Annotated in this window: 30 protein-coding genes; 16 read left to right on the forward strand and 14 right to left on the reverse strand. The window is 73.0% G+C overall.

What is annotated here, in order from left to right; translation table 11 throughout:
* Window positions 1–37: 37 nt before the first annotated feature.
* Window positions 38–208 (reverse strand): hypothetical protein, encoded by a 171-nt coding sequence (locus tag AB0F58_RS03350; RefSeq protein ID WP_357137233.1) that lies wholly within the window; start codon window positions 206–208, stop codon window positions 38–40.
* Window positions 209–559: 351 nt separating this feature from the next.
* Between AB0F58_RS03350 and AB0F58_RS03355 the strand changes: the two genes are divergently transcribed.
* Entirely contained in the window at window positions 560–1570 is a 1011-nt protein-coding gene (locus AB0F58_RS03355; RefSeq protein WP_357137236.1) for a 3-oxoacyl-[acyl-carrier-protein] synthase III C-terminal domain-containing protein, read from the forward strand.
* A gap of 136 nt (window positions 1571–1706) precedes the next feature.
* Here AB0F58_RS03355 and AB0F58_RS03360 read toward each other — a convergent pair whose 3' ends face one another.
* The 3 genes from AB0F58_RS03360 to ligD (AB0F58_RS03370) all read right to left on the reverse strand — a co-directional run bounded on the left by AB0F58_RS03360 (window position 1707) and on the right by ligD (AB0F58_RS03370) (window position 5627).
* A complete protein-coding gene (locus tag AB0F58_RS03360) occupies window positions 1707–3695 on the reverse strand; it encodes a family 43 glycosylhydrolase (protein WP_357137239.1) in 1989 nt (662 codons plus the stop codon).
* 80 nt (window positions 3696–3775) lie between these two features.
* Entirely contained in the window at window positions 3776–4690 is a 915-nt protein-coding gene (gene ligD / locus AB0F58_RS03365; protein WP_357137242.1) for a non-homologous end-joining DNA ligase, read from the reverse strand.
* Window positions 4680–5627, reverse strand: coding sequence for a non-homologous end-joining DNA ligase (ligD, locus tag AB0F58_RS03370; protein WP_357137244.1), 948 nt, complete (start codon window positions 5625–5627; stop codon window positions 4680–4682). Before ligD (AB0F58_RS03370) ends, ligD (AB0F58_RS03365) begins: the two co-directional genes overlap by 11 nt.
* A gap of 87 nt (window positions 5628–5714) precedes the next feature.
* Here ligD (AB0F58_RS03370) and AB0F58_RS03375 point away from each other — a divergent pair, with 87 nt between their 5' ends.
* Window positions 5715–6755: a Ku protein gene (locus tag AB0F58_RS03375; RefSeq protein WP_357137247.1), complete on the forward strand. Its 1041-nt coding sequence runs from the start codon at window positions 5715–5717 to the stop codon at window positions 6753–6755.
* 16 nt (window positions 6756–6771) lie between these two features.
* Here the strand turns inward: AB0F58_RS03375 and AB0F58_RS03380 are convergent, their stop codons facing one another.
* A complete protein-coding gene (locus tag AB0F58_RS03380; RefSeq protein ID WP_357137250.1) occupies window positions 6772–7164 on the reverse strand; it encodes a PPOX class F420-dependent oxidoreductase in 393 nt (130 codons plus the stop codon).
* Window positions 7165–7326: 162 nt separating this feature from the next.
* On the opposite strand from AB0F58_RS03380, the gene AB0F58_RS03385 reads away from it, so the two are divergent.
* From AB0F58_RS03385 to AB0F58_RS03400, 4 genes are all read left to right on the forward strand, one after another.
* Window positions 7327–7980, forward strand: a complete 654-nt coding sequence (locus tag AB0F58_RS03385) for an FKBP-type peptidyl-prolyl cis-trans isomerase (RefSeq protein WP_357137252.1) — start codon at window positions 7327–7329, stop codon at window positions 7978–7980.
* Window positions 7981–8216: 236 nt separating this feature from the next.
* Complete coding sequence (locus AB0F58_RS03390; protein WP_357138653.1) at window positions 8217–9041, forward strand: hypothetical protein; 825 nt, start codon at window positions 8217–8219, stop codon at window positions 9039–9041.
* A gap of 73 nt (window positions 9042–9114) precedes the next feature.
* On the forward strand, window positions 9115–9762 hold the full coding sequence (locus AB0F58_RS03395) for an HAD family phosphatase (RefSeq protein ID WP_357137254.1): 648 nt from the start codon (window positions 9115–9117) through the stop codon (window positions 9760–9762).
* A 166-nt stretch (window positions 9763–9928) separates the two neighbouring features.
* Window positions 9929–10942: an NADPH:quinone reductase gene (locus tag AB0F58_RS03400; protein WP_357137256.1), complete on the forward strand. Its 1014-nt coding sequence runs from the start codon at window positions 9929–9931 to the stop codon at window positions 10940–10942.
* 199 nt (window positions 10943–11141) lie between these two features.
* On the opposite strand, the gene AB0F58_RS03405 is transcribed toward AB0F58_RS03400, so the two are convergent.
* Window positions 11142–12791, reverse strand: coding sequence for a fatty acid--CoA ligase (locus AB0F58_RS03405; RefSeq protein WP_357137259.1), 1650 nt, complete (start codon window positions 12789–12791; stop codon window positions 11142–11144).
* Between the two features lie 54 nt (window positions 12792–12845).
* Here AB0F58_RS03405 and AB0F58_RS03410 point away from each other — a divergent pair, with 54 nt between their 5' ends.
* Both AB0F58_RS03410 and AB0F58_RS03415 read left to right on the forward strand, forming a co-directional pair.
* On the forward strand, window positions 12846–13337 hold the full coding sequence (locus tag AB0F58_RS03410; RefSeq protein ID WP_357137262.1) for an NUDIX domain-containing protein: 492 nt from the start codon (window positions 12846–12848) through the stop codon (window positions 13335–13337).
* A gap of 65 nt (window positions 13338–13402) precedes the next feature.
* Entirely contained in the window at window positions 13403–14701 is a 1299-nt protein-coding gene (locus AB0F58_RS03415) for an MFS transporter (protein WP_357137265.1), read from the forward strand.
* 156 nt (window positions 14702–14857) lie between these two features.
* Here AB0F58_RS03415 and AB0F58_RS03420 read toward each other — a convergent pair whose 3' ends face one another.
* Window positions 14858–15403, reverse strand: a complete 546-nt coding sequence (locus AB0F58_RS03420; RefSeq protein WP_357137268.1) for a type 1 glutamine amidotransferase domain-containing protein — start codon at window positions 15401–15403, stop codon at window positions 14858–14860.
* A 139-nt stretch (window positions 15404–15542) separates the two neighbouring features.
* Here AB0F58_RS03420 and rfaE2 point away from each other — a divergent pair, with 139 nt between their 5' ends.
* Window positions 15543–17513 carry a D-glycero-beta-D-manno-heptose 1-phosphate adenylyltransferase gene (gene rfaE2 / locus AB0F58_RS03425; RefSeq protein WP_357137271.1) on the forward strand — a complete coding sequence of 657 codons (1971 nt, stop codon included), beginning with the start codon at window positions 15543–15545 and terminating at the stop codon, window positions 17511–17513.
* Window positions 17514–17611: 98 nt separating this feature from the next.
* Window positions 17612–18481: a glycosyltransferase family A protein gene (locus AB0F58_RS03430; RefSeq protein WP_357138656.1), complete on the forward strand. Its 870-nt coding sequence runs from the start codon at window positions 17612–17614 to the stop codon at window positions 18479–18481.
* Here AB0F58_RS03430 and AB0F58_RS03435 read toward each other — a convergent pair.
* The 3 genes from AB0F58_RS03435 to AB0F58_RS03445 form a co-directional block, all read right to left on the reverse strand.
* Window positions 18478–19590 carry a glycosyltransferase family 9 protein gene (locus AB0F58_RS03435; RefSeq protein ID WP_357137273.1) on the reverse strand — a complete coding sequence of 371 codons (1113 nt, stop codon included), beginning with the start codon at window positions 19588–19590 and terminating at the stop codon, window positions 18478–18480. The genes AB0F58_RS03430 and AB0F58_RS03435 overlap by 4 nt on opposite strands.
* A gap of 3 nt (window positions 19591–19593) precedes the next feature.
* A complete protein-coding gene (locus AB0F58_RS03440; RefSeq protein ID WP_357137276.1) occupies window positions 19594–20235 on the reverse strand; it encodes an Hsp20/alpha crystallin family protein in 642 nt (213 codons plus the stop codon).
* A gap of 61 nt (window positions 20236–20296) precedes the next feature.
* A complete protein-coding gene (locus AB0F58_RS03445; protein WP_357137279.1) occupies window positions 20297–20803 on the reverse strand; it encodes a DUF2231 domain-containing protein in 507 nt (168 codons plus the stop codon).
* A gap of 172 nt (window positions 20804–20975) precedes the next feature.
* Between AB0F58_RS03445 and AB0F58_RS03450 the strand changes: the two genes are divergently transcribed.
* The gene (locus AB0F58_RS03450; RefSeq protein ID WP_357137281.1) at window positions 20976–21590 is read left to right on the forward strand and encodes a pyridoxamine 5'-phosphate oxidase family protein; all 615 of its coding nucleotides are present in this window, start codon (window positions 20976–20978) and stop codon (window positions 21588–21590) included.
* 4 nt (window positions 21591–21594) lie between these two features.
* Here the strand turns inward: AB0F58_RS03450 and AB0F58_RS03455 are convergent, their stop codons facing one another.
* Window positions 21595–21888, reverse strand: coding sequence for a hypothetical protein (locus AB0F58_RS03455; protein ID WP_357137283.1), 294 nt, complete (start codon window positions 21886–21888; stop codon window positions 21595–21597).
* Window positions 21882–22199: a DivIVA domain-containing protein gene (locus AB0F58_RS03460; RefSeq protein ID WP_357137285.1), complete on the reverse strand. Its 318-nt coding sequence runs from the start codon at window positions 22197–22199 to the stop codon at window positions 21882–21884. Before AB0F58_RS03460 ends, AB0F58_RS03455 begins: the two co-directional genes overlap by 7 nt.
* Before the next feature lie 448 nt (window positions 22200–22647).
* Here AB0F58_RS03460 and AB0F58_RS03465 point away from each other — a divergent pair, with 448 nt between their 5' ends.
* Window positions 22648–22848, forward strand: coding sequence for a winged helix-turn-helix domain-containing protein (locus AB0F58_RS03465; protein ID WP_357137287.1), 201 nt, complete (start codon window positions 22648–22650; stop codon window positions 22846–22848).
* Between the two features lie 198 nt (window positions 22849–23046).
* Here AB0F58_RS03465 and AB0F58_RS03470 read toward each other — a convergent pair whose 3' ends face one another.
* Window positions 23047–23691 (reverse strand): GNAT family N-acetyltransferase, encoded by a 645-nt coding sequence (locus tag AB0F58_RS03470; RefSeq protein ID WP_357137289.1) that lies wholly within the window; start codon window positions 23689–23691, stop codon window positions 23047–23049.
* Between the two features lie 39 nt (window positions 23692–23730).
* The gene (locus AB0F58_RS03475; protein WP_357137292.1) at window positions 23731–24084 is read right to left on the reverse strand and encodes a MazG-like family protein; all 354 of its coding nucleotides are present in this window, start codon (window positions 24082–24084) and stop codon (window positions 23731–23733) included.
* A gap of 89 nt (window positions 24085–24173) precedes the next feature.
* Between AB0F58_RS03475 and AB0F58_RS03480 the strand changes: the two genes are divergently transcribed.
* The 4 genes from AB0F58_RS03480 to AB0F58_RS03495 all read left to right on the forward strand — a co-directional run bounded on the left by AB0F58_RS03480 (window position 24174) and on the right by AB0F58_RS03495 (window position 25750).
* Window positions 24174–24815, forward strand: a complete 642-nt coding sequence (locus AB0F58_RS03480; RefSeq protein WP_357137295.1) for a hypothetical protein — start codon at window positions 24174–24176, stop codon at window positions 24813–24815.
* 65 nt (window positions 24816–24880) lie between these two features.
* Complete coding sequence (locus AB0F58_RS03485; protein WP_357137297.1) at window positions 24881–25078, forward strand: hypothetical protein; 198 nt, start codon at window positions 24881–24883, stop codon at window positions 25076–25078.
* Window positions 25079–25115: 37 nt separating this feature from the next.
* On the forward strand, window positions 25116–25490 hold the full coding sequence (locus AB0F58_RS03490) for a VOC family protein (RefSeq protein WP_357137300.1): 375 nt from the start codon (window positions 25116–25118) through the stop codon (window positions 25488–25490).
* Window positions 25491–25609: 119 nt separating this feature from the next.
* Entirely contained in the window at window positions 25610–25750 is a 141-nt protein-coding gene (locus AB0F58_RS03495) for a hypothetical protein (protein WP_357137302.1), read from the forward strand.
* The last annotated feature ends 8 nt before the right edge of the window (window positions 25751–25758 follow it).

A 25758-nucleotide genomic window follows, 5' to 3' on the forward strand; every position in this document is an offset into this window, starting at 1 on the left:
ATGTCGGACTGCTCGCGCAGACGGGGCAGTCTCCGGTTCAGCCCGGCCGGACCGATGCCGCCGGAGCCTCCCGCCATCCCCGCACCCGCATGATCAACACGGTGGCCACGGCCGCCGACGCCCAGACCGTCAGCCGTACCGGCTGCGCCATCAGGCTCTCCGCCACCGGTCCGGCTGCCCACCGCAGACGATCGTGCCCCCGCGTCATGCCGCTCAGTGTGCCGCACCGCGCACTGGCGACCGGCCCGACCGGCGGCGCGGCGGGCAGCCGTCGGGGCCGGTGGGCCGCGCCGAAGACGACGACGTCGACCCGGCACCGGCAGCGGTAGCCGCAGCCACCCGAAGTGGGAAATGGGTTCGTTTCCCTTTCCCGCTCCACCGGTAGCGGACGGCCAGCGGCCCCGGCGGCCCGGCGGGGACTTGTGTCGGCCCGGTTTCCCGACGACGATGATCACGCGAAGGACGTCCGCGCCGCCGCACGACAGGGGCGATCCTCGATGAATGCAGCAGACCCGCGGTTCCGGCTGGTCGGCCACCCCCACCGAGACCGGGAGGTCGCGTGAACCCGGTCAGCCTGGTGGACGTCGGCAGCTACCTGCCCGAACGACGGGTGACCGTGGACTTCTACGGTGGCGACGACGACGCGCTCCGGGAGAGCGTGATGTTCAAGTCGCCCCGGTACCGGCGACACGTGGCCCCCGGCGAGAGCGCCGTGGACATGATCGAGAAGGCCGCCCGGCCGGTCCTGGAGCGCGCCGCCGCCCGGGGCGACGGGCCACTGGACGTGCTGCTCACCAACGTCCAACTACCCGACCTGCCGTGGACCGGCGCGGGAGCGGCGCTGGCGCACCGGCTCGGGCAGGATCCGGGCTGGGTGCTCGACGTGCACAACGGCGGCTGTGCCTCCTTCGTCCACCTGCTCCGGACCGCCCGACAGATCCTGCGTACCGGCGAGGCCCGTACCGCGCTGATCTGCTGCGTGCAGAACACCGCCGGCCAGATGTTCGCCCAGTCGGAGGTACGCCGACGCTCGCACGCCTCGGTGCCCGGGGACGGCTGCGGGGTCGGCTACCTGCGGGTGGGGGACGAGTCGCCGATTCTCGACATCGAGCTGCGCAACCTCGGCGAGTTCGCCGGGGACATGGGCGTCCGGCTGGAGGACGGCCGCCGCTACTGGGAACCCGGGCACAGCCAGCTCGACGTCTCGTTCACCCCGGACCGGGTGCGGAAGATCATCGACCGGGGCAACGTTCTCGTACCGGAGGTGGTCGGTCGGCTCTGCGACCGCCTCGACGTTCCCACCTCGGCGATCGACCTGCTCGTCACCAACCAGCCGAACCGGCTCTTCCTGGCCAACTGGCGGGAGTCGCTGGGTATCGACGCGGCGCGGCATCCGGACACCTTCGACGAGTACGGCAACCTCTTCGGCGCGGCCGTGCCGGTCACCCTGCACGAGAACCTCCAACAGGGCCGGCCCCGCCCGGGTGACCTGGTGGTGCTGGCCGGCTTCGCGCACGCCGGCGACCTCGCCGCAGCCGCAGCCGTCCGCTGGCACCCGGTGTCCGCTTGAATCTTGGACACTTACCGTCCTCATTCGACGGTAAGTGTCCAGGATTCGCAGCCGAGCGGCGGCATGGCGCGCGCCGACCGCCAGCGACGGGCGGTGGGCACCGCCGGCAGGGCAGGCGTGAGGTGGCCGGAGGGGGTCAGGGGGCTACCTGACCGCCCCAGGAGTTCGACACCGCGCCGCCCGCCGGCTGCCAGCGCCAGTCCACCAGCGAGCCGTCCGCGCCCCGGCCCAGCAGGTGGGTCTCGTCCCGCCAGGCGACCGCCACCGGGTCGGTGGTGGGCCCGGTGGTCGCCCGGTCGGCGCTCACCGGCTTTCCGTCCGGGCGCCACACCAGCCGCCACAGCGCGCCGTCGGTGCCCCGGGCGAAGACCTGCTGGCTCTGGCCGTGCCGGATCGCGGTGAGCGCGCCGACCACCGAGCCACCCCAATTGTCGGTGGTCGTGGTCCAGTCGCCGTGGTCGAAGAAGGTGTGCTCGACGCTGCCGTTGGCGGTCCGGTAGAAGACGTGTTGCTGGTCGCCGAAGGAGAACCCGGTGGGGTCGGAGTGGACCCGGCCGCTGCCCACCCCCCAGTTGTCCAGGCCGGGCAGGTTGTTGGCGATCCCGGGGTACCAGAACCAGTGGCGCAGCGAGTTGTCGCTACCCCGGGCGAAGACGTGCTGTTCCTCGCCGACGGTGTACGCCACGGGCGTGCCGACGAGATCACCGCCGGTCCAGGTGTCCCGCCGGACGGTGCCGTCGGGTTCCTGCCACCAGTGGGCCAGCCGGCCGTCCGGGCCCCGGCCGAACACGTGGCGCTGTCCGTTCGAGGCGACGAAGCCGGTCGGGTCGCCGGCCAGCCCGGCTCCCCAGTCCTCCTGGCGGACGCTCCCGCCCGGCGCCCACCACCAGTGCCGCAGCCGCCCGTCCGGGGTACGCGCGAAGACGTGCTGTTCGCTGCCGACCGCGTAGCCCGTCGGCCGGCCGGCGATCGGGCCGCCCCACACGTCGCGCCGGACGATGCGGTCGACGGGGCTCGCCCACCAGTGCGCGAGCATCCCGTTGGGGTCGCGGTCGAAGTGGTGCTGCTCGTCCACCGACAGGTAGCTGCGGTTCGCGCCCGCCTCCTGGCTGGCCCACGGATCCCCGGACGGCGGCGCCTGCACCGCGCCCAGGGAGAGCGGGCGGCCGAAGTTCGGGGTGCCGTCGCTGTTCCAGAGCACCGGCTGGGCCCGGGTGGTGCGCCCCTCGTAGGTGTACGCCGAGGTGGTCTTGCCGTGGTAGACGATCCAGTCCTGGGTGTCGTCGGGTGAGCGGAAGAAGCCGTTGTGCCCGGGGCCGAAGACGCCGGCCGCGTCGTTACGGGAGAGCACCGGACCGGGGTGTTGGCGCCAGTTCGACACCACCAGCGGGTCCGCGCCGTCCGCGATGGACTTCATCCAGAGCTGGTAGTCCGGCTTGCCGGTGTCGCAGGTGGAGTAGACGAGGAAGAGCCGCCCCGGGCCGCGCAGCCCGGTCGGCCCCTCGCGCACCTCGGGGCAGCCGCCGTCGGCGGGCAGGGCCACCCGGTTGCCGGTCGTGGTCCACGGGCTCGTCATCCGGCGCAGGTAGAGCTGGGCCGGGCCGCCCATGCCCCGTCCCGGGCCGGTCCAGGCGAAGTACATGACGCTGTTGTGCACGAACGGCTCGCCGTCGATGGCGTACTCGGCGTAGTCGGCGATCCGCCCCTTGAAGTGGTACGGGCCGCGCGGGTCGTCGCCCTCGGACTCGATCACGTAGTTACGGTGGTTGGCGTCCACGCCGTCGCTGGCGGTGTAGTAGATGTACCAGCGGGGGCCCTCGGGCCGGACGAACCGGTGGATCGAGGGGGCCCACACCTGCTTGTTGCGGCTGGGGTCCGGGTCCCGCCACACCGTCCGCTCCGGCACGGCGGACAGGCCCGCCAGGGTCGGCGAGGACCAGATGCCGATCCGGTCCCCGAGCGTGGTGGCCAGGTGGTAGGCACCGTTGTAGTAGGTCATGGTGGGGTCCGCGCCCGGGTTGAGCGGGTTGCGGAACGGGGTCGAGGCGGCGGCGGGCTGGGCCGGCACCGCCAGCAGCGGCAGGAGGCAGGCTGCCGCCAGCAGGCGGGACATGAGCCGTTTCATGGACGATCCCCCACTCGACGCACGACTGAGATTTCCTTCAGCGTCGCATCGACGACCGTCAAATAGCAACAGTGTCGGTGTCAGCGGGTGGGCAGTTCCGGGCCGCCGTCGAGCAGCGGGGCGAGCAGGTCGCCGTACTCGTCGACCCGGGTCAGGACCTCGGCGGCGGTGAACGGACGCAGCCGACGCCGGCCGTCGGCGGCCACCGCCTCCACCTCGTCCCAGGTGAGCGGCGTGGAGACCGACGGGGCCGGCCCGGCCCGCAGCGAGTACGGCGCCACCGTGGTCTTCGCCGCGTTGTTCTGGCTCCAGTCGATGAAGACCTTCCCGGGGCGCAGGTTCTTCGCCATCCGCGACACGACCAACTTCGGATGGGTGCGCTCCAGCTCACGGGCGATCCGGTGGGCGTACTCGGAGACCACCTCGGCGGACTGGGTGCCGGCCACCGGGCAGCAGAGCTGCATGCCCTTCTTGCCGGAGGTCTTCGGGTAGGCGGCCACGCCGTCGTCGGCGAGCCGGTCGCGCATCAGCACCGCCACCTGGCAGCACTCCCGCAGGCCCGCCGGGGGCCCCGGGTCGAGGTCGACGACCATCGTGTCCGGGTGCGCGCCGATCCGCCACTGCGGCGTGTGCAGTTCCAGCGCGGCGAGGTTGGCCAGCCAGACCAGGGTGGGCAGGTCGTCGGCGACCACGTAGTCGATGGTCTCCCGTCCCCTGGTCGAGCCGGGCGCGGGCAGGGTCGCCACCCGCACCCAGTCGGGGGTGGCGGCGGGCCGGTTCTTCTCGAAGAACGACGTGCCGGTCACCCCGTTCGGGTAGCGGATCCGGGTCAGGGCCCGGTCCCGCAGGTGCGGCAGGAGCACCGGGGCGATCCGGGTGTAGTAGTCGATCACCTCGCCCTTGGTGAACCCGACGTCCGGGTAGAGCACCTTGTCGAGGTTGGACAGCTCCAGCGAACGCCCCTCCACCTCCACCCGCAGCCGCTCACCCGACATCGTCGACCTCCTCGGCGGGCTTGTCCGGACGCAGTCGCAACACCCGGGGGAAGCGCAGTCGACCGTCCGGGGTGCGCTGGCCGTACTTCACCTCGACCACCAGCCGGGGCTCCACCCAGATCGCACCCCGGGCGTCCTCCCTCGGCACGCCGACGCCGAACGGCGAGCCGGCGGTGCGCAGCGGCTCCAACTCGGCCAGGAGCGCCCGTTCCAGGGCCGCCCCGATCCCACCACCGACCCGGCCCCGGTAGGCGAGCCGCCCGTCCGGGCACGGCACCCCGACCAGCAGTCCGCCGATCTTCCGCGCGCCGGGCCGCCAGCCGCCGACCACGAAGTCCCCGGTCACCTCCAGCTTGACCTTGACCCAGTCCGGCGAGCGCACCCCCGGGCGGTACGGCCCGTCGACCCGCTTGGCCATCACCCCCTCCAACCCGTGCTCGCCGGCCGCCTCGTAGGTGGCCGGCCCGTCGGGGAAGGCCGGCGGCACCGCCCACCGGGCGGCCCCGGCGAGCCCCAGCGCCTCCAACTCCGCGCGCCGCCGGGCGTACGGCCAGCCGGTCAGGTCCGCGCCGCGCAGCCGCACCAGGTCGAAGATCATGTACGTCACCGGGGCGACCGCCGCCAGCCGGGCCGCCCGGTTCCGGTCCCGTACGTGCATCCGCTCGGCCAGCGCGGTGAACGAGGGCTGCCCGGCGGCACCGAGGAGCACCACCTCCCCGTCGAGCAGGGCGTCGTCCACCTGCTCGCCCAGGCCCGCCAGTTCCGGGTACGCGGCGGTGATCTCCACGCCGGATCGGGCGTAGAGGTGCTGACCGGCGGCGGAGATGTCGGCCAGGGCGCGTACGCCGTCCCACTTGAACTCGTACGCCCACTCCGACCCGGCCGGCAACGGCCCGGTCGTCGCGAGCATCGGCCTCAGCGGCAGGCGGCCCGGCACGAGTGTGACTGTAGTTCGCCGGCGAACCGCGCGCGCCACCTTCGATCATTTGCGATCCTGGTCAGAAGCGGTGAGAGGAGCGCCAGCATGCGCGCGATCTGGAAGGGTGCCGTCTCGTTCGGTCTGGTCTCGATCGCGGTGAAGCTCTACTCCGCCACCCAGGAGAAGGACATCCGCTTCCACCAGGTGCACCGGGCCGACGGCGGCCGGATCCGGTACAAGCGCACCTGCTCGGTCTGTGGCGAGGAGGTCAGCTACGACGACATCGCCAAGGGCTACGACCTCGGCGGGGGCGAGATGGTGGTGCTCACCGACGACGACTTCGCCGACCTGCCGCTGACCACCTCGCACGCGATCGACGTGCTGGAGTTCGTACCGGCCGAGCAGGTCGACCCGATCCTCTACAACAAGGCGTACTACCTGGAGCCGGAGGGGACGGCGACCAAGCCGTACGTGCTGCTGCGCGACGCGCTGGTCGACGCGGAGCGGGTGGCCATCGTCAAGGTGGCGCTGCGGCAGCGCGAACAGCTCGCCACCCTGCGGGTGCGGGAGGGCGTGCTGGTGCTCAACACCATGCTCTGGCCGGACGAGGTGCGCAGCCCGGAGTTCGGCTTCCTGGACGAGGACATCACCGTCCGCCCACCGGAGCTGGCGATGGCCAGTTCGCTGATCGACTCGATGGCCGGCGAGTTCCAGCCGGACGCCTTCACCGACGACTACCGGGCCGCGTTGCAGGAGGTCATCGACGCCAAGGTGGAGGGGCGGGAGGTGGTCGCGCCGGAGGAGGTCGAGGAGGCCCCGGCCGCAGCGGTGGACCTGATGGCCGCGCTCCGGGCGTCCGTGGAGCGGGCCCGCGCGGCCCGGGGCGAACAGCCGCCCGCCGGCGAGCCGACCCCGATCTCGGCGGCCCGGTCGGCACAGCAGGCCGGGGAACAGAAGGCCGGGGAGCAGAAGGCCCCGGCGAGGAAGACGGCCGGGAAGAAGACCGCGACCAGCAGGGCCGCCCCGAAGAAGACGGCGGAGAAGAAGGCTGCCGAGAAGAAGGCCGAACCGGCGGAGAAGACGGCCGGGAAGAAGACCGGGGCCAGGAAGGCCGCGCCGAAGAAGGCGCCGCGCAAGACCGCCTGACCCCGGCCGCCGTACGTCAGCCCTGGCTGAGCCGCTGGGTCGGGGTGACCCGGACGATCACGCGCTCCTCCCCCGACTTGCGGAACGGGTAGGTCTCCTTGTCCAGGTACTTCTTCGCCATCCGGTCGATGTGCTCGTCGGCGCCCTCGGTGGTCAGCTCGACGGTGCCCTTGATCCACAAGGTCCGGTAGTCGTTCGTCCGGTCGGAGACGGAGATCGCCACCACCGGGTTGCGCTCCATGTTCCGGTGCTTCACCCGCCCCTTCGCGGTGTTGAAGATGACGTGCTCCCCGTCGGTGTCCACCCAGACCGGGGTGACGTGCGGGGTGCCGTCGGCTTCGATCGTGGCCACGTGGGCCAACTGCGGCTCGTTCAGGAGGGCAATGTCGTCTGCGGTGAGGAACGCCATGGGGCCGAATCTACCGTCGTCCCGGCGCGGCCACGCCCCCGTTGCGGCGTCCGGGCCGCTGGGACCCCTGCCTGCGAGGCATCGATCCGGGTACCGTTTGCGTCGACTTCGGCCCGGCACCGGCGCCGACCCACCTTTCCATCGCTACAGGGAGTCCTCGACGTGAGTGAGCGCGCGGAGAACCGGTCCTCGGGCCAGAGCCCGGCGAGCAAGTCGGAGCGGCGACTCGCCGCCAAGCTGGCCGCCCAGAAGGCCGCCGAGGCGAAGCGCCGCCGGCAGTCGATGCTCGGCGCGCTCGCCGGTCTGGCCGTGGTCGGCGTGATCGTGGGAGCGTTCGTGGTCTTCGGCAACGACGACGACCCGGCGGACCATGCCTCGACCGCCCCGTCGGCCAGCGCGCCGGCCGACCAGCCCGCGGCACCGGCTCCGCAGCTGCCCCCGGGCACCGACCCGGCGCTGGGCAGCAAGCCCGCCGTGACCAAGGGCTCCGGCGAGCTGACCAAGCTCACCGTCACCCCGCTGGTCAAGGGGAAGGGCCCGGCCACCAAGGCCGGCCAGCAGCTCACCGTCAACTACGTCGGGGTGTTCTACGCCAGCGGCGAGGAGTTCGACGCCTCCTGGAAGACCGGCCAGCCGTTCACCTTCCAGGTCGGTGGCGGCCGGGTCATCCCCGGCTGGGACCAGGGCCTGGTCGGGGTGAACGTGGGCAGCCGGGTCCAGCTGGACATCCCGGCCGAGCTGGCGTACGGCGAAGGCGGCGGCGGTCGCCCGGCCGGTCCGCTGCGCTTCGTGGTGGACGTGCTCGCCGCCCAGTGACCGGCACCACCGGTGGCGGTCGACCCGAACGGGTCGGCCGCCGTCCGGCGTTCGCGGTCGTTGCGGGCGAGGACCCGGCGGGACGCTCCCGTGCGGTGTGGGCCACAGGAGGCTTCCGGCGGTTTGACCGGTGGCAGTAGGTTCAGGATCCACCACGCAGCGCGGCGTGGTGACCACCCGCGGACGCGGAGGTACACGTGACGTCACTGGACGATCCGGGGCGGACCGCCCGGTTGCTGTGGACCCACTACGAGCCGCTGCACGCGGTGACCTACTTCCACCCCCGGGCTCGGGCCGCCTACGAGGCGGTCGGGCTGCGCGGGTACTGGCGGGGCTACTTCGCCGGGCGCGCCGCGCCGCTGGGCGCGACCGACGCCCCCGCGGTGGTCGCGGTCTTCTTCAGCTTCGCCCCGCACATGGTCGGCCGGGCGCTGCCGGCCGTCTGGCAGCTCGCCACCCCGGAGGAGGCGCTGCGGGCCCGGCTCACCGGCGCGGTGCAGGCGCTCGCCGAGCTGACGTACGAGTTGCCCGAGGGGCATCTGGCCGAGGCCGCCGAGCTGCTGGAGGCCGCCGCCGTGGCGGTGGAGCCGGGTGGCCGGGTGCTGGGCGCGGCGAACGCCGCCCTGCCCCGCGCCGAGTACCCGCTCGCCCGGCTCTGGCAGGCGGCCACCACGCTGCGCGAACACCGGGGCGACGGGCACGTCGCGGCGCTCGTCGCCGCCGGCCTCGACCCGGTGGAGACGCTGGCCTGGCGGATCGCCGACGGCATGGCGCCGGTCATGCTGACCGGCCGGGGCTGGTCCGAGGAGCAGTGGCGGGCGGCCCACGACCGGCTGGTCGAACGCGGCTGGCTGACCCCGGAGGGGAAGCCCTCCGAGGAGGGCCGGGCCGGCTTCCGGGCGGTCGAGGAGGCCACCGACCGGGCCGCCGACCACCCGTGGCGGGCGCTCGGCGCCGAACGGGTCGACCGGCTCCGGGACCTGCTCGACCCGCTGGCCCGCCGGTGCCACACGATGATCCCCCCGGGCAACCCGATCGGCCTGCCGGCCCTGCCGGGCTGACCGGCTTCGGAAATCCCCGGTGCCCCGATCGCCCTGGCGGGCCGACGGGCCCCGGACACGGCAGGATGGAGCCGTGACGGATGCGGTGGTCTTCGACCTGGACGGCGTGATCGTGGACTCCGAGCCGGTGTGGGAGGAGGTCCGGCGCGCGTACGTGGCGACGCACGGCGGCGCCTGGCAACCGGACACGCAACGCCGGCTGATGGGGATGAGCACCGGGGAGTGGTCCCGTCACCTCAGCGACGACCTCGGCGTCGACCGGACCGCCGAGCAGGTCGCCGCCGAGGTGGTCGGGGAGATGGCCCGGCGGTACGCCGAGCGCGTCCCGCTGATCGACGGGGCCGACGACGTGGTGCGCCGGCTGGCCGCCCGCTGGCCGCTGGGGCTGGCCAGTTCCTCGCCGACCCGGCTGATCGCGGCGGCGCTGGCCGCGACCGGCCTCTCCGACACCTTCGGCGCGACCCTCTCCACCGAGGAGACCGCACACGGCAAGCCCGCTCCGGACGTCTACCTGGCGGTGGCCGCGCGCCTCGGGGTGGAACCGGGGCGCTGCGTCGCGGTGGAGGACTCCTCCAACGGGGTGCGGTCCGCCGCGGCGGCGGGGATGCGGGTGGTGGCCGTGCCGCACGGGGCGTACCCGCTGGATCCGGACGCCGAGCGGCTGGCCGCCGTGGTGCTCCCGTCGATCGCCGCGCTCACCCCGGACGTCGTCGCCGGCTGAACCGGTCCCGCCATGCGACCGTCTCCCGGGCCGCTCGGCCAGGGCCGGGACGGCGCACCGCGGGCCCTGCCCGACGGCGGCCGACTGCCCCCTGACGGGCTGCCGGAACCGGCATGATCGGGGCACTGCCGGGTACGGCAGCGCGCGACCGGGAGGAGAGGACGGGATGAAGGCGATCGTGTACGAGCGCAACGGTGACCCCTCGGTGCTCCAGGTGGTCGACCGTCCGGTGCCGGAACCCGGTCCCGGGGAGGTGCTGGTGCGGCTCGCGGTCGCCGGGGTGAACCCGACCGACTGGAAGGGCCGCCGCAACTGGCCGGTGCCCGACGGCGGGCAGACCCCGGGGCAGGACGGCGCGGGAGTCGTCGAGGCGGTCGGCGCCGGACTGGACCGGCAGCTGATCGGCGAGCGGGTCTGGGTGTGGGAGGCGTCCTGGCAGCGGCGGTGGGGTACCGCCGCCGAGTACACGGTGGTGCCGGTCCGCCAGGCGGTGCCGCTCGGCGACGCCTCCTTCGACCTGGGGGCCTGCCTCGGGATCCCGTTCCTCACCGCGCACCGCTGTCTGACCGCCGGCGAGACCATGCCGCAGCGCCTGCACGCCGGGGCGCTGACCGGTCGGGTGGTGCTGGTGCAGGGCGGGGCCGGGGCGGTGGGCAACGCGGCGGTGCAGCTCGCCCGTTGGGCGGACGCCACGGTGATCGCCACGGTCAGCAGCCCGGAGAAGGCGCTCCTCGCGGCGGCGGCCGGAGCCGACCACGTGATCAACTACCGGGAGCAGGACGTGGCCGAGGAGGTCCGCCGGATCACGCCCGACGGGGTGGACGCGGTGGTGGAGGTGTCCGCCGCCCGTAACGCCGCCACCGACGTACGGATCCTGCGGACCGGCGCGGTGGTCAGCGTCTACGCCGACGACGGCGGCGACGAGGTGACCCTGCCGATCCGGGCGCTGATGCTGCCGAACGCGCGCTGGCAGTTCGTCCTCGTCTACACCACCCCGTGGCCGGCCAAGGAGCAGGCGATCGCGGACGTGGCGGCGGCGGTCGCCCAGGGGCACGTCCGGGTGGGTGCGGAGGCCGGGCTGCCGCTGCACCACTACCCGCTCGACGCCACCGCGGCGGCCCACCGCAGCGTGGAGCACTCGGTGGTCGGAAGGGTCCTGATCAGCACCAGCGCGGCCTGACGGCGAATTGCCGGAGCTTCCGCCGACCGGGGGACGGAACCACCGACCACCGGAAAACGTGAATAAGTTTCGCAACAATCCAGGTGCGGGATCGCCCGCAGGAACGGGCGGCCCCGGCGCGGTGCGAACGCCGGGGCCGCTCCTGGGGAGGGGAGCACGCACACCCCTACCTCTCCATGCGTCGGCGCGCCCGAAACCGTTACACCGCCGTCACCGCCTGCACCGCGAGCACGCCCTCGGCGTACCGGGCGCGGACCACCTTCTTGTCGAACTTGCCGACGCTGGTCTTCGGCACCGCGTCGACGAACGCCCACCGCTCCGGCAACTGCCACCGGGCCACCGTGCCGGCCAGGAACTCGCGCAGCTCCTCCGCCGTCGCCGAGGCACCCTCGCGGAGCACCACCGTGGCGAGCGGCCGCTCGTGCCAGCGCTCGTCCGGCACCCCGACCACGCACGCCTCGCGCACCGCCGGGTGGGCCATCAGGGCGTTCTCGAGTTCGACCGACGAGATCCACTCGCCGCCGGACTTGATCACGTCCTTCGAGCGGTCGGTCAGGGTGATGAAGCCGTCCGGGGAGAGCGTACCGACGTCCCCGGTACGCAACCATCCGTCGTGGAACTTCTCCCCGTCCGGGGTCTCGTCCCCGAGGTAGCGGGCGGTCACCCAGGGGCCCCGGACCTCCAGCTCGCCGACCGAGGTGCCGTCGGCGGGGAACACCTCGCCGTCCGGCCCGACGATCCGGGCGGCCACCCCGGCGGGCACCCGTCCCTGCGTGTAGCGGTAGCGCCAGGCCTCCTCGCCGGTCGCTCCGGCCGGCGGACGGGCCACCGAACCGAGCGGCGACATCTCGGTCATCCCCCAGGCGTGCACCAGCTCGATGCCGTACCGCTCGCCGAAGGCGTGCATCAGGGCCGGCGGGCAGGCCGACCCGCCGACCACGACCTCCCGCAACCCGGAGACGTCGGCGTCGTGGGTGTCCAGGTACGCCAGCAGGTCGGTCCAGATGGTCGGCACCGCGGCGGCCATCGTCGGCCGCTCCGCGGCGATCATCTCGGCGATCGGTGCCGCCTGGAGGAACCGGTCCGGCATGACCAGCGACGCACCGGACATGAACGCCGCGTACGGCAGCCCCCAACCCATCGCGTGGAACATCGGCACGATGACCAGCTCCCGGCTGGTCGGGCCGAGCCCGAACCCCTCCGGCATGCACACCTGGAGCGAGTGCAGGTAGACCGAGCGGTGCGAGTAGGCCACCCCCTTCGGATGGCCGGTGGTCCCGGAGGTGTAGCAGAGCGCCGCCGCGTCACGCTCGTCGACCTCCGGCCAGTCGTAGACCGTCGGGCGGTCGGCCAGCAGCGCGTCCCAGTGGTGTACGGCGATCCGGTCGCCGGCCGCCGCCAGCAGGGGCGCTGGGTCCCCGCCGCCGACCACCACCACGTGCCGCACCCCCGTCAGGTCGCCGATCACCCCGGCCAGCAGCGGGATCAACGTGGCGTCGACCAGCACCACCCGGTCGTCGGCGTGGTTGGCGATGTAGGTGAGCTGCTCGGGGAAGAGCCGGATGTTCAGGGTGTGCAGCACGGCACCCATGCTCGGCACCGCGAAGTACGCCACCAGGTGCTCGTTGTTGTTCCACATGAAGGTGGCGACCCGCTCGTCCCCGGTCACCCCGCACTCGTCGCGCAACGCGTGGGCGAGCCGGGCCGCCGTCCGGGCCACCTCGGCGTACGACATGCGGCGGGGCTCGGCGCCGGTCCAGGTGACCACCTCGGCCGTACCGTGCACGGTGGCGCCGTGGTCGAGGATCCGGGCGATCTGGAGGGGGGCGTCCATCATCGTGCTACGCATAGGTAACAACGTAGTGTGGCGCACGACACGTCGACCACCCCGTAGGGTGGTCCGGTGAGTGTCTCCTGGGCCGAGTCGTACGTCGGGCAGCTGCGGGCCCTGGCCGGCGACCGCACGCTGATGTTCGTGGGCGCGCGGGCCGTGCTGCGCGACCAGCGCGGGCGGGTGCTGCTGATCCAACGCTCGGACAACGGCCACTGGTCGATGCCGGCCGGCGCGATGGAGCTGGGCGAGTCGATCGCCGACTGCGCCGTACGCGAGGTCCGGGAGGAGACCGGGCTCCGGGCCCTGCGGGTCAGCGCCTTCGCCCTCTACACCGGCCCGGACCGCACCCACACCAACATGTACGGCCACACGTACCAGGTCTTCACCGCCGCGTTCCGGGTCGACGAGTGGGACGGCGAACTGCTCCGCCGCACCGACGAGACCACCGACGCCGGGTTCTTCCACCCGGACGCCTTCCCCGCCCCGCTCTCCCCCTCGGTCGTCGAGACCCTCGCCGACCTCGCCGACTTCGACCAGAGCGGCCGGCTCGTACTGAAGTAGTTAGGTAAGCCTCACCTCCGGGTAAAACCCTGGACAGGAGGCACCGGACCGGCGAGCATCCGCACGTGCTGATCCGCCTGCTCCGCCGTACGGCGCTGGACGTGACGCCGCTGCGGACCTCACGGGACTTCCGGCTGGTCTTCACCGCGGCGGGCATATCCAGCTTCGGGTCCTTCATCACCTACGTCACGCTGCCGTACCAGGTGTACCAGATCACCGGGGATCCCCTCCTGGTCGGCCTGATCGGCGTCTGTGAGCTGGTACCCCTGCTGGTGATGGCCTTCGTCGGCGGCGCGCTCGCCGACTACCTGGACCGTCGCCTGCTGGTGCTCGGCGGTGAGGTCGGGTTCACCCTGCTCTGCGGGGTGCTGCTGGTCAACTCCCTCGACGACGAGCCGCATCTCTGGCTGCTCTACCTGGTGGCCGCGTTGACCGCGTCGCTCGACGGGTTGCAACGACCCGCCATGGAGGGGCTCACCCCGCGCATCGTCGCGCCGGACCAGATCCCGGCGGCCAGCGCGCTGAACTCGCTACGCATGCAGCTCGCCCAGCTCGGCGGGCCGGGCATCGCCGGCGTGCTGATCGCCACCGTCGACCTGGCCTGGGTGTACGCCTTCGACCTGCTCACCTTCGCCGTCTCGCTGGTCTGCCTGGCCATGGTCCGGGCGGTGCCACCGCCCCCGGCCGCCGACCGGCCGTCGCTGCGGTCGGTGGTGACCGGTCTGCGGTACGCCCGCAGCCGCCCGGAACTGCTCGGCACCTACCTGGTCGACATCAACGCGATGTTCTTCGGCATGCCACAGGCCCTCTACCCGTTCATGGCCGAGAAGATGGGCGGGCCGTCGGTCCTCGGGCTGCTCTACGCCGCCCCGGCCGTCGGCTCGATGATCGCCACGGTCGGTTCCGGCTGGACCGCCCGGGTGCACCGGCACGGGCTGATGGTGGTCCTCGCCGCCGGCGCCTGGGGGCTGGCCATCATCGGCTTCGGGCTGGTCAGCTCGCTCTGGCTGGCCCTGTTCTTCCTGGCCCTGGCCGGCGCGGCGGACATGGTCTCCGGCCTGTTCCGGATGATCATCTGGAACCAGACCATCCCCGACCATCTGCGCGGCCGGCTCGCCGGCATCGAGATGCTCTCCTACTCGACCGGTCCGCTCCTCGGTCAGCTCCGCTCCGGCCTGGCCGCCCGCTGGGTCGGGGTGAACGGCTCGATCGTCTCCGGCGGCATCCTCTGCGTGATCGGCACCGTCGCGCTCGCCGCCGCGCTGCCCGCCTTCCTCCGCTACGACGGCCGCGACGGACTGACCCGCAAACAGGCCGAGGACGCGGAATGGGCGGCCACCGCCGCCGACCGCGCCCCGGCCTGACCGGCACGACCCGGACCGCTCCGACCACATCCGGTCGGAGCGGGCCTCACCCGGGCCGTGCCACCCACCCTCGTTCTTCCGGCACCGCCGGGGCTCCCGGCGTCACCGGTACTCCCGGCGATCCGAGGGCTCCCGGCGATCCGGAGGCTCCCGGCGTCAGCGGCGGGCGAACTCCTCGACGATCGCCGCGCAGAAGGCCGGCAGGTCGTCCGGCTTCCGGCTGCTGACGATGCCGCCGTCGACCACGCACTCCTCGTCGACCCAGTCCGCACCGGCGTTCACCAGGTCGGTGCGGAGCGTCGGCCAGGAGGTGATCCGCCGTCCCCGGACCAGATCCGCCTCGATGAGCGTCCACGGGCCGTGGCAGATCACCCCGATCGGCTTGCCCTGCTCGTGGAAACTCCGCACGAACCGCACCGCCGCCGGGTCGGCCCGCAGGAAGTCCGGGTTCGCCACCCCGCCCGGCAGCACCAGCGCGTCGTACGCCCCGGCGTCCGCGTCGGCCACCGCCACGTCCACGTCGTAGCTGGTCGACGGGTCGAGGTGATTGAACGCCCGGATCGAGCCGCCCTCCAGGGAGACCAGCTCGGTCCGGGCGCCGGCCTTCTCCACCGCCTCCCGGGGCTGGACGTACTCGACCTCCTCCACCCCGTCGGCGGCGAGGAACGCGATCCGCTTGCCCTCCAGTACCTGGTCTGCCATTCGTCGGCCCTCCTCCGTCTCGTCCCGTTCTCCGTGTCCACTGAAGGTGTTCCCGGGGTGGGAGGGACAAAACACGTCGCCCGGGTCACCCCGCCCCGGCCCGGGTTTGACCCGGCGAGGCACGGGGATCCGGCACGGTATGGCAGGAGCAGCAGCGGAACAGCGCCGGCTCGCCACCGTCGTGGAGAGCTGGCGGGGACGTCCCGTCCTGGTCATCGGCGACGCGATGCTCGACGAGTGGCGGTTCGCCGACTCCGAACGGCTCTGCCGGGAGGCACCCGCCCCGGTACTCACCCTGCGCCGGCGAATCTCGGCGGCCGGTGGAGCGGCGAACACCGCCGTGAACCTGGCCGCCCTGGGCGGCCTCGCCGCACTGGTCGCCCCGGTCGGCGCGGACGTCGCCGGTGACGAGCTGCACGACTGCCTGGACCGGGCGGCCGTCTGGGACCGGACGGTCAACCAGCCCGGCCGCCCCACCCCGGTCAAGCGTCGGATGCTGGCCGGTAACCAGATCCTGCTACGGGAGGACTCCGGGGACCCGGACGACGTGCTCACCGACGACGGGGTGACCCGGCTGCTGACCGCCGTGGCATGCGCGGTCGAGGAACTGCGCGCCGCCTCGGCCGGAGCCCCACCCACCCTGGTCGTCTGCGACTACGGACTCGGTGCGCTGTCCGCGCCGATCCGGGCCTGGCTGGTCGCCAACCGGCACCGCTTCGCCACCGTCGCCCTGGACGCACACGACCTCGCCGACTGGCGTGGCCTGGCCCCGACCGTGGTCACGCCGAGCTTCGCCGAGGCGACCCGGCTGCTGGCCCGTGCCACCGCCCTCGGGGCCGCCGCCCGGAGCGCCGGTGTCGACGTCCTCCACCTCGACCATTCGGACCCACCGGACGGCCCCTCGGAACTCGTCGTCGGCACCGCGCCGGGCGAGGGACGGGCCACCCGCACGGCCGCCCTCCCGGACGGGACCGCCCCCGGCCGGTCGCCGCACCCCGGCGAACCGCCACCCGCTCCGGCCGACTTCCCGGCCACCGGCCCGACCGGGGAACCGACCCCGGGCGAGGACCGGGTTGCGCTGACCGGGGACGGACTCAGCGTCACCGGTACCGGGGTGACCGTCTCCGCCGACGGCACCGACACGGACCGGGCACGGCTCGCCGAGTCCCGACTGGCCGAGCTGCGCGCACACACCGGGGCGGAAGTGGTGGCGGTCACCCTGGACACCGAGGGCGCGGTGGTCGGCGGCGCCGAGGGCTCTCCCCGGCGCAGTCATGCCACCCCCGTGCCGGCCAGTCACGCCGTGGGAGCCGGGGACGCGTACCTGGCCGCCATGACGCTGGCCCTCGCCGCCGAGGCCCCGCTGTCCACCGCCGCGCACCTGGCGCAGCTCGCCGCGACCATCACCGTCTCGGACACCGGCACCTGCGTCTGCCGCCGACAGGACCTGCTCGCCGCGCTCGGCGTCACGGTGGACGGCGGCGACCGACCGGTGGTGGTCGGCCCCGAGGAGCTGGCCGAGATCGTGGCCGCGCACCGGGTCGCCGAACGGTCGGTGGTCTTCACCAACGGCTGCTTCGACGTGCTCCACCCGGGGCACGTGCGCTACCTGGAACAGGCGGCCGGACTGGGCGACCTGCTCGTCGTGGCGGTCAACTCGGACGACAGCGTCAGCCGACTCAAGGGCCCGGACCGACCGGTGAACCCGGTCGAGGACCGGGTCGCCCTGCTCGCCGCCCTGGCCTGCGTGGATCATGTGGTGGTCTTCGGGGAGGATTCGCCCGCGACGCTGATCGAGACGATCCGTCCCGACGTGTACGTCAAGGGCGGCGACTACCCGCCCGAGATGGTGCCCGAGGCTCCCCTGGTCCGCCGGCTCGGCGGCCAGGTGCACACCCTCGGCTACGTCCCGGACCGCTCCACCTCGGCGATCATCGCGCGGATCCGTGCCCAGCAGGTCGTCGACACTCCGCCCGCCGACGCCAACGGCAACGCCAACGCCAACGCCAACGCCAACGCCAACGGCGAGGGTCACCCCAACGGCACCGGACACCCCAACGGCCACGGCAAGGAAAAGCGGGGCCCCTTCCTCACCCGCCGGACTTCGTGAGCCCGCCGGACGCCGAGGGCGCACCGAACATGGCGGGCCCGCCGAACGTGTCCGGCGCACCGCACGTGGGCCCCCCGCACGTGGACGCACCGGACATGGTGGATCGGCCGCTCGACCCCGGCTCGCCGGACGACTTCCGCCGCGAGCGCACCCTGGACGTGCTGGTCCCCACCCGGAACCGGGCGGCCGAACTCGCGGTCACCCTCTCCGGGCTGGCCGCACAGGAGGGCGTACCCGGCTTCGGGGTGGTGGTCAGTGACCAGTCCGATGGCACACCGGCCTTCCGCCACCCGGCGGTCGCCACGATGGCCCGAGCCCTACGCCACCGGGGACATCCGGTGCTGCTCACCCGGCGGCTGCCCCGGCGCGGCCTGGCCGAGCACCGGGCGTACCTGCTCGACCGGTCGGCGGCCCGGTACGTGCTCTGCCTCGACGACGACGTCTGGCTGGAACCGGGAACCCTGCACCGGCTGGTCACCGCCATCACCGAGCTGCGCTGCGGGTTCGTCGGCAACGCCGTGCACGGCCTCTCCTACCTCCACGACGTCCGGCCACAGACCCATCGACACTACGAGGAGTGGACCGGCCGGCCCGTCCCGGAGACGGTGCGCCCCGGCACTCACGAGTGGCAGCGCGCGACCATCCACTCGGCGGCGAACCTGCTGCACGTGACCGAAAGCCTGAACCTGCCCCGGGGAGCCTGGCGGGCGTACCGCATCTCCTGGATCGGGGGTTGCGTCCTCTACGACCGGGCCCGGTTGGTCGAGGCGGGCGGCTTCGACTTCTGGCGGCGGCTGCCCGAGGGGCACCAGGGCGAGGACGTCGCGGCACAACTCGCCGTGCTGGCCCGGTACGGCGGTGCCGGCATCCTGCCCAGCGGGGCGTACCACCTCGAGTCGCCGACGACGGTCACCGAGCGGGACGTCGAGGCGTGGGAGGTCGTCCTCACCGACGCCGAGCCCGCCTAGCCGGCCCCGTGCAGGAGTTCGTGGGCGGCCTCGACGACCTCCACCGTCGGCACGTCGGAGACGAACGAATCGCGGTGCGGGCACTCGCCGTCGCCCGGCCGCGCCGGGTACAACCCGGGCGTGCAGTCGACGCCGCAGACCGGACAGTGCACCGTCCAGGACATGATCGGGCGGTGCCGGCGGCGCAGCGGGTGCCCCGTGTTGATCAGGTTCCCGACCCAGTAGACGCCGACGGTCGGCGTACCGACCGCCGCCGCGAGGTGCAGCGGGCCGGTGTCGTTCGACACCACCAGGGCGCAGTCCGCGTAGCAGGCGGCCAGCGCGCCGAGGCTGAGCGTGCCCACCTGGGGGCGGACCGGCACGCCGGCCGCCGCGACCACCCGGTCGACCACCTCCTGCTCGCCGGGGGTGCCGGTGACCAGCACCTCGTACCCGTCGGTGGCCAGTTCCCGGGCCACCTCGGCGAACCGCTCGGCGGGCCAGCGGCGACGGGTGTCGGTGGCGCCCGGGTGCAACGCCACCCGGGGCCGGACCGGCTCGCCGAGCACCGCCCGTGCCTCGGCCCGGTCGGCACCGGTGACCGGAAGGCTCGGCAGCACGGTGGTGGCCGGGGCCCCGACCAGCGCGGCCACCTCCAGGTAGCGGATCACCTCGTGCTGGTAGTAGACGTACCGGAGCCAGCGGTCCAGTGGTGGCGCGTCCTCGGCACGCAATCCGGCGGTGACCCGCGCGCCGAGTCCACTGACGATCGGGTTCGAGTTCGCGCCGCCGCCGTGCACCTGCAACGCCAGGTCGAAGTGCTCGGCGCGGGCGGCGGCGAGGAAGTCGTCCATGGCGGACTCCGGCTCGCCCGGGTCGCGGCCCCGGATGCCGGCTGCCGGCGGGACCACCAGGACCCGGTCCACCGGGCCCGGCCGGTCGCGGAACAGCTTCGCGTGCCACGGCGCGCCGAGCAGCACCAACTCCGCCCCGGGGTACGCGGCCCGCAGCGCGTCCAGCGCCGGCAGGACGAAGATGAAGTCGCCGAGTGCGTTGGCGCGCAGCACGGCGATCCGTGCCACGTCCGGCACATGCCCGGTGACCGGGCCGAGCAGGGACGGGGCGACCATCCGCTACGGCCGGTCGATCTCGCCCGAGCCCTCGGCGGGGTCGGGCCGACCGCTGGATCCGGCGGAGCCGGGGCCGGCGTCCGGACGGTGCAGCTCCCGGTCGGCGGCCGGGTCGGCCGGGTCGGCCGGGTCGGCCGGAAAGGTACCCCGGCCGGGACGGCCGTTGCCGGAGCCTGCCACCGACGTCGCCCGGGGCAGCGGGTTCGGCTGGCCGACGGTGATGGTGCGCGGCGCGGAGCGGGTGGCCCGGGGCAACCGGACCCGGAGCAGCCCATGGTCCATGACCGCGTCGATCGCGTCCGGCTCCACCCGGGAGGGCAGGTCGACGCGGTACTCGAAGCCCCGCGTCTCCAGCCCGCCGGGGATGCCGTGGTCGGCGTTGACCTCGGCCTCCGAACGCGCCCGTACGCAGAGTTCCCGGTCGTCGATCTCGACGGCGACCTCCTCCGGTGCCACACCGGGCAGTCGGACAATGACCTCCCACCCCTCGGCGGTCTCGGTCAGCTCCACCTCCGGTGGCCCGGCCGGGCCACCCACGAGGCGGGCCAGTTCGGCGCGGAGCGACTGCAACTCACCGATCGGGTCCCAGCCCGTCGACCGACCGCGCCAGCTCCGGCCGGAGCCGCCGCTCTGCTGCTCGCTCATCGCATCTCCCCGATCCGTGTGGTAACCGCTCCGACGGTCCCGCGCCGCAGCGGACCGCCGCTCACCGCATCTCCCCGATGCGTGTGGTGGCCGCCGGGGGTCGCAGTGAGCTGGGTGCGTCGAGGTGGGCCTCCCGGTCGACCCCCACGCCGAGCCGGTCGACCAGTTCACCGCCGAGCCATCCGCTGACGCCGAGGATGGCCAGGGCGACCACCTCGATGGCGATGAGCGCACCGCCGGCCGTCCGCGAGTCGGCGTTGAAGCGCACCGCCCAGACGGCGGCGAAGAGCAGGATCACCGCCAGGTTGGCGGCGGCGTGGGTGAGGGCGACTCGTTTGGCCCGGGTGCCGGCCGGGATGGCCAGCAGGTCGAAGGTGCCGGCGGTCGCGGCGAGCAGGCCCATGACCAACCCGACGGTGATGTTCCAGTACGCGATCTCCCCGAAGACGGCGGACCCGCCGAGCGTGTCGACGACGTCGAAGAAGACCGCGGTCACCAGCAGGCCGAACGGGAACATCACCAGCATCGGGTGTACGGGGTGACCCAACACCTTCAGTCGGCTCTCCATCTCCGGCCTCCCAGGGTCTTCCGAGTCGCGGACGCCCGTGGGTGCCGCTGCGTGGCGGTACCCGCGCCTCTGGTGGACAAACCTCGCCGTGGCCCGCCCGGCGTACCCTGGCGGCGGTGTCTGCCCTCAGCGCGGGTGCTGTCACCGAGGTCAACGCACGGGGGAGGACAACGTGACGACGGAGATCACTTCGGCCGAGGAACTGCGTGACCTGCTCGGCGAGCCCACGCCCCGGGTGGCCGGCAAGGAGCGACGCGTCCTGCACGAGCTGGACCGGCAGTGGCTGGCCGCCGCGCCGTTCTGCCTGATCGCCACCTCCGGCGCGGACGGCTCCTGCGACGTCTCGCCGAAGGGCGACCCGCCCGGCTTCACCCTGGTGCTCGACGACCGGACCATCGCCATCCCGGAGCGCCCCGGCAACCGGCGGGCCGACGGCTTCCACAACATCCTGGAGAACCCGCACGTCGGACTGATCTTCCTGGTCCCCGGCCGGTCGGACACGCTGCGGATCAACGGCCGGGCGACCCTGGTCCGGGACGCGCCGTTCTTCGACCGGATGGTGGTGCAGGGGCACCGCCCGCAACTCGCCCTCGTGGTCGAGATCGAGCAGGTGTTCTACCACTGCGCGAAGGCGTTCCTCCGCTCCGAGCTGTGGCGACCGGAGACCTGGCAGCCGGACGCGTTGCCGTCCCGGCCCCGGATCGTCAAGGCGGTCGAGGCCCCCGACGTGGAGCTGGCCGCCCTACAGCGCCACTACGGCCCCGGCTACGCCAGGACGATGTACTGATCCGCTAGCGGAACCGGTCCGGATTCGGCCGTCGCCGCCGGGCCGTGCAGGGCACGGTGTGCTCGCTGGGCAGGGCACACCGGCCACCGCCGGGCAGCAGCCGGTCGCAGAACACCCGGTGCCGTACGCCCTGGGCGTCCTCCTCGGAAACCGTCACCTCACCGGCGTCCACGCAGCCGGTGACCTGTGCGAGCGCTCGGGCTGCGGTGCGGGCGAAGATCCGCGCCCGGGTCAGGTCGGGCACCACGATCGGCAGGTGGATGACCCAGCGGTTCAGGTTCCGGGGGCCGCTCACCATCGGGCCAGCTCCCGGGCGGTCGGGGCCTGGGCGGACTGCCAGCACCGCAACGCGTTCTTGATGCGCAGGTTCTCCTCCCGTACGGCGGTCAGGGCGGTCCGGGCGACGGCCAGCTCACCGGCGACCCGGTCGAGGAAGGCGGTGATCTCGGCCGGATCCAGTCCCCGCCGACGGATGGTGAATCGGTGGTCCCGGATGCGTTCCGGGGTCAGCGGCGGGTGCCCCCGAAGGGCGGCGGTGTCGCAGGTGGACGCGGGTCGTTGGTGGTGGTGCCGGCCCCGTCGCCGGGGCCGGCGGAGGAGTACGCGCACGGGTGACCGCCTTCCGGAAGTCAGGTGATGTTCGCCGAGGTGGTGTTTCCTGGTGTTCGGGGGTGCCCCTGCTGGTTCGGGTCCGGCCGGGACACCCCCGCCCTGCCGTGCGCGGCGTCGAGCAGCAGCGACGGCGGAGCCGCCCCGGTCAGTCGGGGGAAGACGGGCGGCCGGGCTCGGGAAGGAAACCGACCACCCCGACCGGGGCAGATGCGTGGTGGAGCACCGATGCCGCACCCACGAGGCGCCAACCAACCGCAAGCACCGCATCGCTGTCCGTGACGCTATCGACACCAACCCACCTATGTCAAGGATGTCTTCAACCCACAAATGTCACCGAGTCACCACTGTCAACGCTTGTACATACGTTGCCTATGGCGAGGCAACTCATCGATACTGGCGGGGCCAACCGACCGCAAGGGGCCCTGACGTGCCTATTCCGCCCACCATGGATGAGCTGCTCGACAGCCTGTTGAGCAGGATCGAAGACGGGACCTACCCGCCCGGCACCCAGTTGCCGTCCGGCCGCGCCCTGGCCGCTGAGTACGACGTCTCCCAGTCCACCATCAGCAGAGCTGTGGCCACCCTGCGCGAGCGGGGCATTCTGGTCGGGCGACCGGGGCGGGGGGTCTTCGTCGCCGAGAAGTAACCGCGATCGGATGTCGTGATGCGACAACCCGAAGATCCACTCCAGGGTGGCGACATCGCGGTGTCCAGTCGCCAGAGAGCGCCATATCGCCAAAGTGGAGTCGATCAGCGCGGGCGGAGGCCCAACCGGAGCCCGTTCCAGTGAGCGGCGCTCGGGTCGACCGTCCGCTCCGTCGGCAGGGCGGGGTGGTGGGTCGGGTCAGTCGAGGCCGAACAGCTCCCGGCAGGGTTCGAGGCCGGTCAGGCTGACGGTCCGGCGTTCCGTCCGTTCCCAGCGTTCCCGGGTCAGGCGCAGCCGCTGGGAGACGAGGACCTCGCCGGCGCAGAGGTCGCGGCTGATCCCGTCCGGCTCGTACCCCAGCTTGCGGGAGACGGCGAGCGGCGCGGCGTTGTCGACGAACGAGGCGCTGGTCGCGTGCGCGGCCCCGAGACCGGCGAAGGCCAGGTGCAGCGTGGCGGCGCGCATCTCGGTGCCGATCCCCCGACCGTGGTACGCCAGACCGAGCCACGAGCCGGTCGCCACCTCGCGACGTACCGCGAACTCCCGGGCCCAGACGTCCTGGACGCCGACGGGCCGTCCCTCGACGAAGACGACCAGGTCGAGCGACCACGACTGCGGGGTCCATTCGCCCCGTCGACGCCAGTGGGTCTGGACCACGGAACGGGCCCGCTCGGCGGGTGCGCTATCCGCCCACGACACCAGGAAGCGCCGCTCACCCGGCTCGTGCACGCCCTGCGCGGCCACCTCCGCCAACTCGGCGAGTTCGTCCTCGGTGGGCAGTCGGAGTTCCAGCCGGGCGGTCCGTACCCGCAGTCCCAGCAGGGGCCAGTGGTCGATGAGCACGAGGCATTGTCGCGCCGGTCGGTCCCGACCGCACCGGAGTTACCGCCCCGGCTTCGCAACCGGGGGCAGGGCCGACGCCGGAACGGGTGTCGGACTCCACCTCAGCCACTTCCGTTCGACCTCGGCTTGCAGGTCGACACCGTGATGCCGGGCGAGGACCAGCACCTGACACAGCACGTCGGCCAGTTCGGATCGGAACCGCTCGTCGATCTCCTGCTCGGTGAGCCCCTTCTGCCGGGCCTGCCCGCTACGCATCAGGAACGCCTGGGTCAGCTCACCGACCTCCTCCTGCAGCTTGAGCAGGAACCAGGTGGCGTCCTGGGTGATGCCGTGTCGCCGACCGTAGTTGCGGGACACCGTCTCGACCTGGTCGGTGAGTTCGCTCAACTCCACCCGGGCAGCGTACGACCCGACGCCTCCGGAGCCTGTCACCCGCGACCTGCGCGGCCAGCCCCCTTGCGATTCGGCGGCACAATGGGCCGATGCCCGTCGCCGCCGGTGTCACCACATCAGCCGTACGCCCGCGTGGCCGTGCTGTCGTCGCCTGGGTGGTCGGGGTGGTGGCGGCCTGGGGGATCGTCGCCGGGCTGCACCTGTTCGGCCTTCGGCTGGCCAACCTGTGGCTGTTCGGCCTGGTCATCACCGGGTTGGGCTGGTTGGTGGCGCTGACCGTCACCGGGGTCGCCCTGGGGGTCCTGTGGCGGCGGGTCGGGCCGGTCAGGGCGATGGCGCTGGTGCTGGTCCCCGGGCTGCTGGCCCCGGTGGCGATCGTGGCCGTCAACTGGACCTCCGTCTACGTCCACAACTTCTACCGCCTCAACCGGGACGACTTCCGGGCCGCCGCCGCCCTCGCCGACAAGGTCACGGCCGGGTACGGCGACCGGTACGGCCAGGTTCTGCCGAAGAACCTGCGGCACCTGTCGTCCATGGGGCGGGCGGTGCGGATCGGTACCGAGGGCAGCGGACCGGAGGGCGTCCTCCTGCCGGTCTGGCTCGGCACGCCGGACGGCGCGGCCGGCTACGCGTACCTCGACGGGACGCCGGGGGACGCCAGCTTCGACTGCTTCGCGGACCCCTGCCGGATGCGCTGGTCGCTCGGGGACGGCTGGTACTGGTTGGACTGACACCGCTCAACACCGACGCCGGGTGCTTCCCCGAGCAGTCGCCGCCCGGATGGTCCCGGCCGGCGGTGATCGTGGTCGGGGTCGGCTTCGTTCCTGCGGTGCTCTGCCTGGTGGTGGCCCTGTCCCGACTGGCCTCCGCGCGGCGGCGGGCCGATTGGTCCGCCTCGGTCGGCCTCGCCGTGTCCAGCGCCCTCACCGGCCTGATGCTCGTGGTGATGGCCACGCCGCCCGGCTGGGAACTCTTCGACTGGTACGTCAGCTGACGTTGGCGATCACGCCGTCACGGGTACGGTCAGCGACATGGCAAACCAACCCCGACTGACCCTGGTCGCCACCGTGCTGGACTCCCCCGACGCCCGGGAACTCGCCGCGTTCTACGAGCGTCTGCTCGGGTGGTCGCGGCACGAGGACGAGCCGCACTGGGTCACGCTGGGGGCACCGGACGGCAGCGCCGGCCTGTCCTTCCAGACCGAGCCGGCCTACGTCCGGCCGTTCTGGCCGGCTGATCCGCACCAGCAGCAGATGATGGCCCACCTCGACATCAGGGTGGACGACCTCGAAGCGGCCTCGGCGCACGCGGTGGCCGTAGGCGCTGTGCTGGCGGACTTTCAACCGCAGCAGGACGTGCGGGTGCACCTCGACCCCGCCGGCCACCCGTTCTGCCTGTTCATCTGATCCGGCCGGTGCTCGATCGGCAGGAGTCCGGGGCGCCGACGCACCGGCCCGCCCGCGACTGTCCCGACTGACGGGCGAGGGCCGGAAGCCCGCCGTGTCATCCGGCCCGGTCCAGGCGGGTGGCGTTGTCGTACGACTCGCGGGCGTCGGCCAGCCGGATCAGCTACGCGGACCTCGCGATCGCGCTGCTCGACGAGATCCAGGCACCCCAGCATCTCGGCGTCGTCGACCTCGGAAATGGCGAAGCCCAGGCCATCTGACGCGCAAG

The organism is Micromonospora sp. NPDC023956 (genome assembly GCF_040639195.1).
GTDB lineage: Bacteria > Actinomycetota > Actinomycetes > Mycobacteriales > Micromonosporaceae > Micromonospora.

Coding starts and splice junctions, on each gene's coding strand:
- AB0F58_RS03350 (WP_357137233.1), bottom strand. CDS start 208: ATGACGCGGGGGCACGATCGTCTGCGGTGGGCAGCCGGACCGGTGGCG.
- AB0F58_RS03360 (WP_357137239.1), bottom strand. CDS start 3,695: ATGAAACGGCTCATGTCCCGCCTGCTGGCGGCAGCCTGCCTCCTGCCG.
- ligD (WP_357137242.1), bottom strand. CDS start 4,690: ATGTCGGGTGAGCGGCTGCGGGTGGAGGTGGAGGGGCGTTCGCTGGAG.
- AB0F58_RS03375 (WP_357137247.1), top strand. CDS start 5,715: ATGCGCGCGATCTGGAAGGGTGCCGTCTCGTTCGGTCTGGTCTCGATC.
- AB0F58_RS03380 (WP_357137250.1), bottom strand. CDS start 7,164: ATGGCGTTCCTCACCGCAGACGACATTGCCCTCCTGAACGAGCCGCAG.
- AB0F58_RS03400 (WP_357137256.1), top strand. CDS start 9,929: ATGAAGGCGATCGTGTACGAGCGCAACGGTGACCCCTCGGTGCTCCAG.
- AB0F58_RS03405 (WP_357137259.1), bottom strand. CDS start 12,791: ATGCGTAGCACGATGATGGACGCCCCCCTCCAGATCGCCCGGATCCTC.
- AB0F58_RS03420 (WP_357137268.1), bottom strand. CDS start 15,403: ATGGCAGACCAGGTACTGGAGGGCAAGCGGATCGCGTTCCTCGCCGCC.
- rfaE2 (WP_357137271.1), top strand. CDS start 15,543: ATGGCAGGAGCAGCAGCGGAACAGCGCCGGCTCGCCACCGTCGTGGAG.
- AB0F58_RS03435 (WP_357137273.1), bottom strand. CDS start 19,590: ATGGTCGCCCCGTCCCTGCTCGGCCCGGTCACCGGGCATGTGCCGGAC.
- AB0F58_RS03440 (WP_357137276.1), bottom strand. CDS start 20,235: ATGAGCGAGCAGCAGAGCGGCGGCTCCGGCCGGAGCTGGCGCGGTCGG.
- AB0F58_RS03445 (WP_357137279.1), bottom strand. CDS start 20,803: ATGGAGAGCCGACTGAAGGTGTTGGGTCACCCCGTACACCCGATGCTG.
- AB0F58_RS03455 (WP_357137283.1), bottom strand. CDS start 21,888: ATGGTGAGCGGCCCCCGGAACCTGAACCGCTGGGTCATCCACCTGCCG.
- AB0F58_RS03465 (WP_357137287.1), top strand. CDS start 22,648: ATGGATGAGCTGCTCGACAGCCTGTTGAGCAGGATCGAAGACGGGACC.
- AB0F58_RS03480 (WP_357137295.1), top strand. CDS start 24,174: ATGCCCGTCGCCGCCGGTGTCACCACATCAGCCGTACGCCCGCGTGGC.
- AB0F58_RS03490 (WP_357137300.1), top strand. CDS start 25,116: ATGGCAAACCAACCCCGACTGACCCTGGTCGCCACCGTGCTGGACTCC.